Genomic DNA, 12436 nt, shown 5'->3' with positions numbered 1-12436 from the left:
CCCCGGCCGCCCCGCCACTGGCGGCCGCGGCCGCACCCCCCCCCCCGCCCCCCCCCCCCCCGCGCACCGCCCCCCCCGCCCCGCGGCCCCCCCCCCCCCCCCCCGCCCCCAAAGCCCACCCCGGGGCGAAGTGGAACCCCCCGGGGGGGGGGGAAGGGGGGGGTGGGGGGGAAAGCGGATTTTCGCCCGAGGCACCGGCCACCCCCGCCGCCGCCGGTCGACGTCACCATCCCGCCGCGGCCGCTGCCGCCGGGCAATGCGTCGCTGACGCAGATTCTTCCCGGCCGCGGGATCGACGGAGGTTTCGTCACCGCGAACAGCGGCGTCACCGGCGACCGCGCCTTCTGGCAGCTCAAGATCGGGCTGAACGTCGCCGCCATCGGGTGCCGCGGCGTCGAGGAATCGACGCTGGTTTCGGCCTATAACGATATCATCAAGACGCACGGCAAGGTGATCAAGTCGACCGAGAAATCGGTGATCAAGGACCTCGGCAAGGAAAACAAGAATAACGGCATCGCGCCGCGCGACCGCCTGTCGACGCAGCTGTTCAACTATTTTGCGCAGCCGCCCGCGCAGCGCGCTTTCTGTGCGCGCGCCAACGAGATCGCGCAGATCGTCTCGACGACCCCGACCGACCAGCTCGTCGAGCAGTCGCCCGCGCACCTCGCGCGGCTCGACGAGCCGTTCAAGCAATTTTACGAGGCCTATGCACAGTATCAGGCCGACGTGATCGCCTGGGACGCGAAATATGCGCCGCCGCCGGCGGTGATGACGACGCCGATGCCGGCGACGCCGATCGGCCCGGCGATCACGACCGGCACCACGCCGGTCGCGCCGACGACGGCCCCGGCCAGCCCGACCGGAAATCCCTGAGGGAATTGCGGAGCATTCAGGAATAGCGCGGACAATCGCGCGCGGGGTATTGGCGCGCGCCGCATCCTTCTGTTAGCAGGATTGCGATGACCAACGCCCCGCCCCCGCCCTCGTCGGCCGCCCAGTCCGCGCGCACCATATTGACCCGGCTGCACGAGGTCATGGCGTCGCGCGTCAATGCCCAGGGCAAGCTCAATCAGGTCGTCGGCATCATCGGCGAATGCCTCGATAGCGAGGTCTGTTCGATCTATCTGCTGCGCGACGGCACGCTCGAACTTTATGCGACGCGCGGGCTGAAGCAGGAGGCGGTGCACGTCACCCGGCTCGGCCTCGGCGAAGGGCTGGTCGGCACGATCGCCGACCAGATCGAGACGCTGAACCTCGACGAAGCGGCGGCGCACCCCGACTTTTCCTATCGCCCCGAAACGGGCGAGGAGTTGTTCCACAGCTTTGCCGGCGTGCCGATCATCCGCCGCGAGCGCGCCGTCGGCGTGCTGTGCGTCCAGCATGCCGACCCGAGGCGTTACGACGATATCGAGATCGAGACGTTGCAGACCGTCGCCATGGTGCTGTCCGAACTGATCGCCAACGCCGACCTGGTCGACACCGCCGCGCGCACCGACGCCGCCGCCGCCGATCAGTCGGCGCAGCGGCTGAACGGGCAGAAGCTGGTCGACGGCATGGGCGCCGGGGTCGCGGTGTTCCACCAGCCGCGCATCACCATCGAGCATACGGTCGCCGACGATACCGAGGCCGAGCGCCACCGCGTCTATGCCGCGTTCGACAAGATGCGCGAGCAGATCGACCGCATGGCGAGTTCGGCCGACTTCGGCGTCGGCGGCGAACATGAGGAGGTCATCGAGACCTACAAGATGTTCGCCTATGACGAGGGCTGGTCGCGCCGGATCAACGAAGCGATCGACAGCGGGCTGACCGCCGAAGCGGCGATCGAACGCGTCCAGCAGCGCACCCGGATGCGGATGCGCCAGATCGACGATCCGCTGCTGCGCGACCGCATGCACGACCTCGAGGATCTGTCGAACCGGCTGATCCGCATCGTGTCGGGGCAGATGGGCACCGCGGCGCAGATGGGCCTCAGACAGGATTCGATCCTGATCGCGCGCAACCTCGGCCCCGCCGAACTGCTCGAATATGATCGCCGCCGCCTGAAAGGCGTGGTGCTCGAGGAAGGATCGCTCACCGCCCACGTCATCATCGTCGCGCGTGCGATGGGGGTGCCCGTGATCGGCCGCGTCAACGATGTGCGGGCGTCGATCCGCGAAGGCGATCTGCTGCTGCTCGACGCCACCGCGGGCCAGCTGCACGTCCGCCCGACACAGGCGGTGCAGGACGCGTTCGATGCCAAGCTCGAGATTTCGCAGAAACGCCGCGCCAACCTCGCGTCGCTGCGCGACCTGCCCGCGGTCACCAAGGACGGCGTTCCGATCGAGCTGATGATCAACGCGGGGCTGCGCGAAGACGTCGCCGCGCTCGACCTGACCGGCGCGCGCGGCATCGGGCTGTTCCGCACCGAATTCCAGTTCCTCGTGTCGGCGACGCTGCCGTCGCGCGATCGTCAGCAGCGGCTCTACCGCGACGTTCTCGACGCGGCGGGCGACCGGCCGGTGATCTTCCGCACCGTCGACATCGGCGGCGACAAGGCGCTGCCCTATATGAATGTCGATGGCAGCGCGCAGGAGGAAAATCCGGCGATGGGCTGGCGCGCGCTGCGGCTGGCGCTCGAACGCGAGGGGCTGCTCAAGGTGCAGGCGCGCGCGCTGATGGAGGCCGCCGCCGGCCGCACGCTCCACGTCATGTTTCCGATGGTGTCCGAACCATGGGAATATGAAGCGGCGCGCAACCTCTTCGTCAGCCAGCGCGCGTGGCTCGCGAGCCACAACAAGAAGCTGCCGGTGGCGATCCGCTATGGCGCGATGCTCGAGGTGCCGGGCCTTCTCGAAACGCTCGACCTGATGCTGCCGCACCTCGATTTCCTGTCGGTCGGCACCAACGACCTCACCCAGTTCCTCTTCGCCGCCGACCGCGCGCACCCGCGGCTCGCCGAGCGGTACGACTGGCTCTCCCCTGTCGTGATGCGCTACCTCGCCCGCGTCGTCCGCACCGTGGCCGGATCGAAGGTCGCGCTGGGCGTGTGCGGCGAAATGGGCGGACGGCCCCTCGAAGCGATGGCGCTGCTCGGCGCCGGCATCGAGCGGCTGTCGATCACGCCGGCCGGCGTCGGTCCGGTGAAGGCGATGATCCGCTCGCTCGACCTCGGCGCGCTGCGCGCCGACATGCCGGCGATCCTCGCCCAGCCCGCCGCCGACCCGCGTGGCCAGTATCGGGAATGGGCCCAGCGGCATCAGGTCGATCTGGGCGATTGATCGCGCTTCAGCACCAAAATTAACCTTTCGACAGGGATGTTTTGGTTAATACACTCTTGCACCCGTTCGGGAGGCTGGAGAAGATGATGCAGTTGGTCAAACGGTCCTACTCGGGGGTCATGCACAAGATTGCGGACCTCGGCCCGATGGAAAGGCTTGCCGCAAACGCACGCCAAAGCGATGAATATGGCTGGTTGCGCTGGTCGGCTTCGCTACTCGCGATCCACGATATCGAGCGCATGATCGCACTGGGCCTGCCGTGGTGGAACGTCGCCGCGACGCGCGAGGTCGCCGAATTTCTCCAGTCTCGTCCCAAGGCGCGGGTTTTTGAATATGGCGCGGGCGCCAGCACCATCTGGCTCGCTCGCCACGCCGCGAGCGTCACCTCGGTCGAGCACCATGCCGAATGGCACCAGCGCCTGACCAAAGAGGTCGCGCGCTATCCGAACATCGAGCTGCACCATCGCGAACTCGATGGCGAGGCGTATATCGGCGCGATCGAAGCGGCAGACGGTCCGTTCGACCTGATCGTCGTCGATGGACGCCGCCGTACCGAATGTCTGGCGCGGGCCATCCCGCATCTGGCGCCCGGCGGCATCATCTTGCTCGATGATAGCGGCCGCAGCCGCTATCGCAGCGGGATCGAAAACTGCGGGCTCAGGGAGCGTCGCTATTTCGGCCGTTCCTATTGCGTTCCCTATCCCGATTTCACAAGCATCCTCTATGGCTGATGCGACCGCTGCGCGGCGCCGGCCGTCGTTCGAACGGATCGGGCGATGGGTCGGCGGCGCAGCACTTGCAACCAGCATCGCCTTCATCGGCGAGCGGCTGTGGCGGCTCGAATGGTCGACGCTTCAATCGCACGCCTCGTGGGGCCTCGCGGGCGCGATGATCGGCGCGCCCTTGCTTTTCGCCGCCGCCGACCGCGCGCTGGCGCGCGCGTGGACGGCGCTGGTCGCCCCCGAACGGGTCCATCCGCCGCGCGACATGGCGCGCATCTACGCCCGCGGCGTGCTGATGAAATATCTGCCGGGATCGGTGTTCCAATATGTGAGCCGCCAGATCGAAGGCGCGAAGAGCGGAATCGAGCACAAGCTGCTCGCCAAGTCGGCCCTGATCGAGGTCGGCCTGCATGTCGTCAGCAGCATGTCGGTCGCCGCCGTCTGCCTGCTGTTCGGTCGTCAACCGCTCGGCGCGCTCGCCGCGGCCGGCGTCGTCGTCGCTGCCTCGCTGGCGGCAAGGCGCGCGCTGCTGACTGCACTCGCGTTGCAGATCGTAGCGTTCGGCGCCTTTGCGCTGGCCGCGATGCTGATCGGCGCCACCGTTTTGCCCGCCGGCGCCAGCCTGACCCACTTTGCTGCCTTGTTCCTGCTCGCCTGGCTCGCGGGCTTTGTCGTACCGGTCGCGCCGGGCGGCATCGGCGTTCGCGAAGCTGCCTTGCTGGCGCTTGCCGGACCGGGATTGCCCGCGGCGGGGTTGATGGCGGCAACGCTGGCGCTTCGTGCATCGTCGATCGCCGGCGACCTCGGATACGGCCTCGCCACCCTGCGCCGCCGCGCCCAGCCCTGACTGGGTTCGTCGACGACCGCAGCAATACCGCGACCGCGACGTGGTGCAGAACAGCATGAACAGCGGCCCGCCCTCGTCGGGCTGCGCCGGGACCTCGATATTCTTGCCCCAGATCAGCCGCGCACCCGAGGCTCCGGCGGTCGACGCCCGATAGTCGCCGCGATCGAGACGGACCAACTGCCCGGGCGCGAACGCGCGGTCGCCGATCGTGATGCTCGCATCGCGCACCGTGTAAGTGCCGGGCCAGCACGATCCCCGCCATCGGCCAGAAAAGCGAGCCGGCGTCGGGAAGTTTTCCGACGCGGAGGTCGGGCGTCTTGATCGCCGGCGACGTCATGCGACGCCTTTCCGGCACTTCGCCACACCGACATGGCTCGGTGCTTCACCCTGCTGGTCCATGATCCCTTCAATACTCCGTAAAGCTGCGCCCGCTCGGCCAGGCAAAGGCCGGCCGGGCCAGATGATCGCCCCAACGCAGCGTCACGTCGACGCCGCGGCTCCCCGCGACGCTGTGCATACCTCTCGCTAGCGTGACCACGCTTCCGGCGGGATAATATTCCCCATCGATGGCGATGCCCCCGCCCTCGACCGTATAGCGTCCGGGAACAGCGATCGCGATCGCAAGCGGCCGTTCACCCCTCGCGATGGCCTTTCCGGCAACGAACACCCGTCCCCAATGTGGAATATAATTCTCGCGCAGGATCTCGTCGTCTGCGGGCAGAAGACGGCCGCCGGAAAGCGTGTCGTGAAAAAGGCTCCGCAGCACCACATTATTGGCCAGAAGCATCGGGACCGGCTCAGCCGCCAAAGCCTCGCTGTAAATCGGTTCGCCCGCTCTATAGTAATTATCCAGCCCCCATCCGCTGGCGAAGTGATTGACCGCACGCGGAAAGTTTCCCGCCATCCCACTGTTATCGATGTAGGCGACGGGCACGGGAAATATCGTCTGGATGCCGGTCTGGATCGCCCGCTGGCTGGACAGCACCTCGCGGTCCTGACCCAAGGACAACAATAGCGCGCCGGCGAGCGGAAGGAACGAAACCGCGACCACCCCGTAGCGCCGCCGAAGCCAGCCCACCACCGGCGCGATGGCGACCGCGGCGGGGGGCAGGATGAAGGCGAAATGATAGGGAAAGGCGTTGCGATAGATCGCCACCGTCGCCAGCGGCGCGAGGAGCGAGAGAAAGAGGATGCGCTCCATCGGCTCGCGCCCCGGCCAGCAGGCATGAAGGATCGCCGCGAAGATTGCGGCCGACAGCAGCGGGGCGAAAACGATCTGCAGCGCGAGCCAGACCCCTTGGGGAAAGACGCCGCCCGAAAACATGCGGTCGATCGAAGCGCGACCCAGATCGCCGATGTCGCGCAACGCGCCGACCGGCCCGCTCGCCGGCAGATGCGGGGCCAGCCAGAGCAGCGCCAAGCCTGCCAGCAAGACCAGAATGGCTGCGCTCGCCAGTGCCCGGCGATGGCCCGGCCGCTCCAGCCGGAACAGCAGGACGCCCAGAAAGGCGGGCGCATAAAGCACCGCCTTGATTGTCGAAACGAAGGCCAATCCGACAAGCAAAAGGATCAAGGCGATGTTGCCACCACGCAGCGGACGGCAAAGGATCAGCCACAGCGCCGTCATCAGCAGCGCCGCCGCGATCATGTCGGCGCGCAGCGCGAAGGCGTGCAAGAACACATAGCCACCGGTCGCATATATCAGACCGCAAAGCAGCGCCGTTTCGCGGTCGGCGAAACGGCGCACCATTCCCGCGATCATCGCGATCGTGACGATTTCGAACGGAAGAATCAGAAGGCGGATAAGCTGGATATGGTCGATATTGTCGCCGGGCAGCGCGGGCACCCAGAAAAACAGCGCGACAAAGGGCGCCTGCAGCCATGGCGCCGGACGCCCGAGCAGATGCTGGTGAATCTGGCTGAAATGGAAAAATTCGTCCCAGTTCACGCTTTTGGAAAACACGAGCTCGACTTGGAGCAGCAGCACGAAGGCCAGCATCGCGCATAATAGCTGCGCGGCGGTCGGGCGCGGCAGTCTCGCCGCGAAACCTCGCCGATCGGCCACCGATGCCATGTTCAGCGTTCGGCCCGACGCTTGGTTCTCACCTCGCCGGAAACCGGATCGGCAGCGCTGCCGGTCGCCATATCCAGATGCGCCTCGATCTTGTGCAGGCGGACGAGGCCGGCTTCGATCAGCTTGCGGTTCGCGGCGATCAGGTCGGCGAGCAGGCCCATCACCGCGACCATCGCGCCAAGCACCAGCAGCGCCCCGCCGATCACCAGCGACTGGATGTGCCCGTCGCCGCCGCCCTGCAGGAAAAAGATCAGGAAACGGACGATCGGCACGACGCCGACGAAAGCGATGGCCAACCCGAGGCCGACGAAGGCGCGCAGCGGGTTGTAGGTCGTGTAGGCGCGCGCCATCGTGATGCCCGTGTTGACGATGAAGCGCGGGATCGATTTGAACAGACGCGACGGGCGCAGCGTGGCGTTGGTACGGATCGGCACGCTCAGGATCGACAGCCGCTTGCGGCCGGCCTGGATCAGCATGTCGGTCGTATAGCTGAACTCGGTCGTGATGTTGATGCGCTGCGCCGCCTCGCGGCTGATCGCGCGAAAGCCGCTGACGGCGTCCGAAATCTGCACATTGGCGAGGCGCTGGACCACCCGGCTGCCCAGTTCCTGCAGCCGGCGCTTGACCGGGCCGAAATGCGCATTGTCGGCGGCGCCGCGGTCGCCGACGACGATGTCGGCGCGGCCGTCGAGGATCGGCGCGACGATCCGGGCGATATCCTCTCCGACATATTGACCGTCGGCGTCGGTGTTGACGATGATGTCGGCGCCCGCCGCGAGCGCGGCATCGATGCCCGAGCGGAATGCGGCGGCGAGACCGCGGTTGGTGCGGTGGCGTACGACATGGTGCACGCCCCACATGCGCGCGACCTGTGCCGTATTGTCGGTGCTGCCGTCGTCGATGACGAGGATTTCGATCGCGTCGATACCGTCGATCTTGCGGGGCAAGGCCGCGAGCGTCGCGGGGAGGTCTTCGGCCTCGTTCAGACAGGGAATCTGGATGACGAGCTTCATCGTGCAACCCTCCGCAGGGTCGCCATCGACGCCGATCGTCCCGCAGCCGATTTTCCCCATCCGCCCTGATCCATGGAAATTCCCCAAATCCGTGTCTCTGCGGCCTAGGCGCCTGTGGTTAATATCCCGATAATGCTTACCTCTCACATCATTGCCGAGGCGGCTATGTTTATGATATGTTCCCCATCGACTCTATAAGGGAGAGAGCGATGAACGACGAAGCCCCCCGTGTCAGCGGCCAATGCCATTGCGGCCAGATCCGCTATTCGATGAGCACCGCGGTGCAGCACCATGCTCTGTGTCATTGCAGCGATTGCCGCCGTCATTCGGGCGCTCCGCTCGTCGGCTGGGCGCTCGTCGGCAACGACGAGATCGAGATCAGCGGCACGGCGAAAGTCTATGCTTCGTCGGAGCATGGCCGCCGTCATTTCTGCGGCAATTGCGGCACCGGGCTATTCTATACCAACGAGTCGATCTTTCCCGGCCAGATCGACGTGCAAAGCGCGACGCTCGACGATCCCGACCGGATCCCGGCACAGGCGCAGATCCAGACCGCCGAGCGCATCGGCTGGATGGAGAAGCTCAGCGACCTGCCGGCGTTCGAACGCTATCCGCCCTTCGAATAGCGCGCGTCATCGGGGGTCGGCAGCGACAACCGCCGCGACGAGCTTCGCGATGTCGAGCCGGGTCTTGCCGTCGTCATAGCCCTGGCGGACGATAACGAGCTGGCGCGACGGAATGACGACCAGATATTGGCCGCGATTGCCGAAAGCGCCGAAAGCGTCGGCGGGGATGCCGTCCGATTTATCGAACAGCCAGAAGCCCGCGCCATATCCGAAATCCCGGTCGGGCTGCGGTCCGCTGGGTGTCGTGACGAAGCGCCGCCAGCCTTCGGGAAGGAGGCGTTCGCCCTGCCACACTCCGTCATTCTGATAGAGAAGGCCGAGCCGCGCGAGGTCGCGCGCGCTGGTCCAGACCTGGCTCGACAGGATATAATTACCGTCCTTGTCATGCTCGGCGAAGGTGCGCGTCATGCCGAGCCGGTCGAAGAAGGCGGCGGGATCGAGCGGCGTCTCCGCCTTTTCGAGCGCAGCCTTCAGCGACAGCGTCGCGAGCAACGTATCGTTGTTGGCATAGCGATAACGCGCATTCGGCGGATTGAGCAGCGGCCATTGCGTCGTCCACTGGCGCACCGATGCGCCGCCCATATAGATGGCGTCGGTACGATTGCCCGCGGTGTCGCTGGTGAGGCCGCTCGCCATGCGCATCAGCTGTTCGGTGGTGATCGCGGCGCGCGGGTCGCCGGGGGATTTCCATTCGGCGATCATGGCAGGCTTCGTCACGTCGATCCGCCCCTTGAGCACCGCATGGCCGATCAGCGTCGCGGCCATCGACTTGGCGACCGAGAAAGTGCGCTGCGCGGTGTGCAGATCATGCCCGGGCTGATACCATTCGACCATGATCCGCCCGCGCTTGACGATCATCAACGAACTGGTGCGGCCGCCGAAGTCTCCACGATGGGTGAGAACCTCGACGAAAGGCTGAAGACCCGCGGACTTCCCCACGACGCGGCTGTCGCTGTCGCCCATGGGCCAAGGCCGATCGTCAAGGTTCGGGCGCGCCGCCACGCGGCCCTTCGCCGACGTCGGTGCCGACGCGCCGATCGGCAAGGTGACGCAGCCTTCGCGCCCGCGCCATTCGGCGATGCGCGGCGGCATGTCGTCGCGATAAGTAACGCTCACCCGTTTGGCGCGCGGGTCGACATCGGCCTTGAGCGCGCGGACATCGGCTTCGATCTCGGGATAGATGTTGGTGAGCTCGTCGCGCTCGATCGCCGCGAGCGACTTTCCCGCACCGTTCCACAGCGACGAGCAGGTGAAGGCGGCGCGATAGCCCGCCGCCCAGGCGCGATGGAGTTCGGCGTCGGGCTTCGGCGCCTGCGCCGCCGCGGGCGCCGCACCCGCAAGGAGCGCAGCCCCGAACAGGCGCAACAGGTCAGGGACGATCGCCGAAGGCCTGCCGCTGCGCCTTTTTCGCGCGATCCCACCAGGCACGGCGCAGGACATCGGCGACGCGTTCGGGGTCGTCCGATCCGAAACGGACGAGCAGCGCGTGCCACCCTTCATAATGCGGGGTCTGCCAGAAGGTGTCGGGATCGGTTTCAAGCAGGATTTCCTTTTCGTCGGGCTTGCACATGACCGCAAAGCTGCCGGGCTCGCGCCCGGGCGAAGCGAGCGCCTTGCCGTTAAGCTTGGGACAGGGGGTGCCATAAAAGGAAAGCATCTCGACATCGGGAAGCGCGCACGCGAACGCGACCACATCCTCCCAGCTGCCGAATTTCAAAGCCATCTCGCCAGCGTGACTCAGTCTTCCAATGTCCCGGCGGTGACCTCTATGTCGCGCCCCAGAGGCTGCATGGGCTGGAAGCGCAGGCGCGTCAACACCAGCCGGTCGTCCTGAATGTCGAGGTCGAACATGGCGTTGCCGCCGCGCGGGCAGCAATTGCCGTCGCCGTCGCGCGCGACCGGGGCCGACGCGGCCATCTCGGCGAATGCGAACGCGGCCGGGCCGCGCAGCCAATAGCCGGTCGGCAGCAGCTTGCCACCCTGTTCGGACCAGTCGGACAGATCGACGCGCCGCCATTTGGGCGCGGCGGCATCGCTCATGAAGAGCGCATCGGCATTGCCGCCCCCGCTCCCCGCCAGCGCGCCGCCGACATGAACGAGCCGGCGTTGGTCGTTATCGACGACCAGATCGGGCGCCCCGATCGATCCCGAGCTTTCAGCGAAACCCGCGAGCGTCGGCTTGCCCGCCTTGTCCTGTGCAACGAGCACGAGCATCCGCGTTTGGGCGCCGTCGCGCGGGGCGAGCAACATTTTTTGCCATAACAAGGTCGCGCTGCGGTCCGCGGTGTTGATCCGCCCGCTCGCCTCGACGCTGCATTTGCCGCCGAAGTCATAGAGGCACCGCTGCGCGATACTGGCGAGGCGCGCGCGCGTCACCGCGATCTTCGCGGTCACCTCCGCCGCGGTGCAGATGGTTTCGACGGTGCCGCCTGGACAGGACAGGATCGGTGTCGCTGCAGCGGCAAGGACAAGCGCCAATGCCATGATGACTACCCCAGTTCCGGCGCGACCCGACGCGGCGAAAATTAAACCCTCGCGTCATACGGAGCAAGGCTCGGAAAGCCCCCAGCCTCAGTCCTTCGCGCGGCGCCGCTCGTCCCACCAGGCGAGGCGCTCGGCGATGCGCTTTTCGAAGCCGCGATCGACGGGGCGATAGAAGTCCGCGGGCGCCATTTCGTCGGGCCAGTAATTGTCGCCCGAAAAGCCGTCGGGCGCGTCATGGTCGTAACTATAGCCCGCGCCATAACCCAGATCTTTCATCAACTTGGTCGGGGCGTTGAGAATGTTCGCGGGGGGCGCGAGGCTGCCGGTTTCGCGCGCCGCCGCCCACGCGGCCTTCTGCGCCGCATAGGCCGCGTTCGATTTCGGCGCGGTGGCGAGATAGAGGCAGGCCTGCACGATCGCGAGCTCGCCCTCGGGCGAACCGAGGAACTGATAGGCGTCCTTCGCGGCGAGGCATTGCACCAAAGCCTGCGGATCGGCGAGGCCGATATCCTCGCTCGCGAAGCGGGTGAGTCGCCGGAGGACGTAGAGCGGCTCCTCGCCCGCGACGAGCATTCGCGCGAGCCAGTAGAGCGCCGCCTGCGGGTCCGATCCGCGCAGTGCCTTATGGAGCGCCGAGATCAGATTGTAGTGGCCGTCGCGGTCCTTGTCGTAGACCGGCATCCGGCGGTGAAGGAACTGCGCGAGCTCGGCCGGATCGAGCGGTTCTTCGATCGTCACCGAAAACAGAGTTTCAACCTGGTTGAGCAGGAAGCGCCCGTCGCCGTCGGCGCTCGCGATCAGCGCGGCGCGCGCCGCGTCGGTCACCGGCAAGCGCTGGCCGATTTCGGCCTCGGCGCGCTCGATCAATGTGCCGAGCGCGCCCTCGCCGAGCCGGTTCAGCACGAGCACCTGCGCGCGGCTGAGCAGCGCGGCGTTCAATGCAAAGCTGGGATTCTCGGTCGTCGCGCCGACGAGCACCACGGTGCCGCGCTCGACATAGGGCAGAAAGCCGTCCTGCTGGGCGCGATTGAACCGGTGAATCTCGTCGACGAAGAGCAGGGTGCGCTTGCCGGCGGCCGCCATCTTTTCGGCATCGGCGAAGGCTTGCCTGAGGTCGGCGACGCCCGAGAAGACCGCCGACAAGGGCGCGAAGCGCATGCCGACCGCCTCGGCGAGCAGCCGCGCGATTGTCGTCTTGCCCGTCCCCGGCGGGCCCCAGAGGATGATCGACGACAATTGCCCGGCGGCGACCATGCGGCCGATCGCACCCTCGGGACCGGTCAGATGCTCCTGCCCGACGACATCGGCGAGCGTGCGCGGGCGCAGCCGCTCGGCGAGCGGCGCGGGACCGGTCGCGCCGCTATCGCGCTGGTCGGGTGCGCGCTCGCCGAACAGATCCCCGGCCATCGGACG

General features: G+C 66.9%; 11 protein-coding genes. 5 read left to right on the top strand and 6 right to left on the bottom strand.

Annotated features, from left to right (window positions below):
- The first annotated feature begins 162 nt into the window (after positions 1–162).
- The 4 genes from FG95_RS08780 (at position 163) to FG95_RS08765 (ending at position 4826) form a co-directional block, all read left to right on the top strand.
- Positions 163–873 (top strand): hypothetical protein, encoded by a 711-nt coding sequence (locus FG95_RS08780; protein ID WP_052182230.1) that lies wholly within the window; start codon positions 163–165, stop codon positions 871–873.
- 86 nt (positions 874–959) lie between these two features.
- Positions 960–3257: a phosphoenolpyruvate--protein phosphotransferase gene (ptsP, locus tag FG95_RS08775; RefSeq protein WP_037555344.1), complete on the top strand. Its 2298-nt coding sequence runs from the start codon at positions 960–962 to the stop codon at positions 3255–3257.
- A gap of 83 nt (positions 3258–3340) precedes the next feature.
- Complete coding sequence (locus tag FG95_RS08770) at positions 3341–3988, top strand: O-methyltransferase (RefSeq protein WP_081933075.1); 648 nt, start codon at positions 3341–3343, stop codon at positions 3986–3988.
- Complete coding sequence (locus FG95_RS08765) at positions 3981–4826, top strand: hypothetical protein (RefSeq protein ID WP_037555343.1); 846 nt, start codon at positions 3981–3983, stop codon at positions 4824–4826. Before FG95_RS08770 ends, FG95_RS08765 begins: the two co-directional genes overlap by 8 nt.
- Positions 4827–5232: 406 nt before the next feature.
- On the opposite strand, the gene FG95_RS08760 is transcribed toward FG95_RS08765, so the two are convergent.
- Both FG95_RS08760 and FG95_RS08755 read right to left on the bottom strand, forming a co-directional pair.
- Positions 5233–6891 carry a glycosyltransferase family 39 protein gene (locus tag FG95_RS08760; RefSeq protein WP_161786542.1) on the bottom strand — a complete coding sequence of 553 codons (1659 nt, stop codon included), beginning with the start codon at positions 6889–6891 and terminating at the stop codon, positions 5233–5235.
- 11 nt (positions 6892–6902) lie between these two features.
- A complete protein-coding gene (locus FG95_RS08755; protein WP_235211508.1) occupies positions 6903–7973 on the bottom strand; it encodes a glycosyltransferase family 2 protein in 1071 nt (356 codons plus the stop codon).
- Positions 7974–8122: 149 nt separating this feature from the next.
- Between FG95_RS08755 and FG95_RS08750 the strand changes: the two genes are divergently transcribed.
- On the top strand, positions 8123–8539 hold the full coding sequence (locus FG95_RS08750) for a GFA family protein (RefSeq protein ID WP_037555340.1): 417 nt from the start codon (positions 8123–8125) through the stop codon (positions 8537–8539).
- Between the two features lie 6 nt (positions 8540–8545).
- Here the strand turns inward: FG95_RS08750 and FG95_RS08745 are convergent, their stop codons facing one another.
- The 4 genes from FG95_RS08745 to FG95_RS08730 form a co-directional block, all read right to left on the bottom strand.
- Positions 8546–9904: a serine hydrolase domain-containing protein gene (locus tag FG95_RS08745; RefSeq protein ID WP_037555338.1), complete on the bottom strand. Its 1359-nt coding sequence runs from the start codon at positions 9902–9904 to the stop codon at positions 8546–8548.
- Between the two features lie 4 nt (positions 9905–9908).
- Entirely contained in the window at positions 9909–10262 is a 354-nt protein-coding gene (locus FG95_RS08740) for an MmcQ/YjbR family DNA-binding protein (protein WP_037555337.1), read from the bottom strand.
- Positions 10263–10276: 14 nt separating this feature from the next.
- Positions 10277–11023, bottom strand: a complete 747-nt coding sequence (locus FG95_RS08735; protein ID WP_037555336.1) for a hypothetical protein — start codon at positions 11021–11023, stop codon at positions 10277–10279.
- 87 nt (positions 11024–11110) lie between these two features.
- Positions 11111–12430 (bottom strand): replication-associated recombination protein A, encoded by a 1320-nt coding sequence (locus tag FG95_RS08730; protein WP_037555335.1) that lies wholly within the window; start codon positions 12428–12430, stop codon positions 11111–11113.
- Between the last annotated feature and the right edge of the window lie 6 nt (positions 12431–12436).

This window comes from Sphingopyxis sp. LC363 (genome assembly GCF_000756385.1).
Classification (GTDB): Bacteria; Pseudomonadota; Alphaproteobacteria; order Sphingomonadales; family Sphingomonadaceae; genus Sphingopyxis.
Note: the sequence above shows the minus strand (reverse complement) of the source record. Positions and strands in the feature narration are given on the sequence as shown.

Bases quoted from the DNA above. Each gene is read 5' to 3' on its own strand.
- FG95_RS08740 (WP_037555337.1), bottom strand. From the start codon at position 10,262: ATGGCTTTGAAATTCGGCAGCTGGGAGGATGTGGTCGCGTTCGCGTGC.
- FG95_RS08730 (WP_037555335.1), bottom strand. From the start codon at position 12,430: ATGGCCGGGGATCTGTTCGGCGAGCGCGCACCCGACCAGCGCGATAGC.
- FG95_RS08755 (WP_235211508.1), bottom strand. From the start codon at position 7,973: ATGGGGAAAATCGGCTGCGGGACGATCGGCGTCGATGGCGACCCTGCG.
- FG95_RS08770 (WP_081933075.1), top strand. From the start codon at position 3,341: ATGATGCAGTTGGTCAAACGGTCCTACTCGGGGGTCATGCACAAGATT.
- FG95_RS08765 (WP_037555343.1), top strand. From the start codon at position 3,981: ATGGCTGATGCGACCGCTGCGCGGCGCCGGCCGTCGTTCGAACGGATC.
- FG95_RS08750 (WP_037555340.1), top strand. From the start codon at position 8,123: ATGAACGACGAAGCCCCCCGTGTCAGCGGCCAATGCCATTGCGGCCAG.
- ptsP (WP_037555344.1), top strand. From the start codon at position 960: ATGACCAACGCCCCGCCCCCGCCCTCGTCGGCCGCCCAGTCCGCGCGC.
- FG95_RS08735 (WP_037555336.1), bottom strand. From the start codon at position 11,023: ATGGCATTGGCGCTTGTCCTTGCCGCTGCAGCGACACCGATCCTGTCC.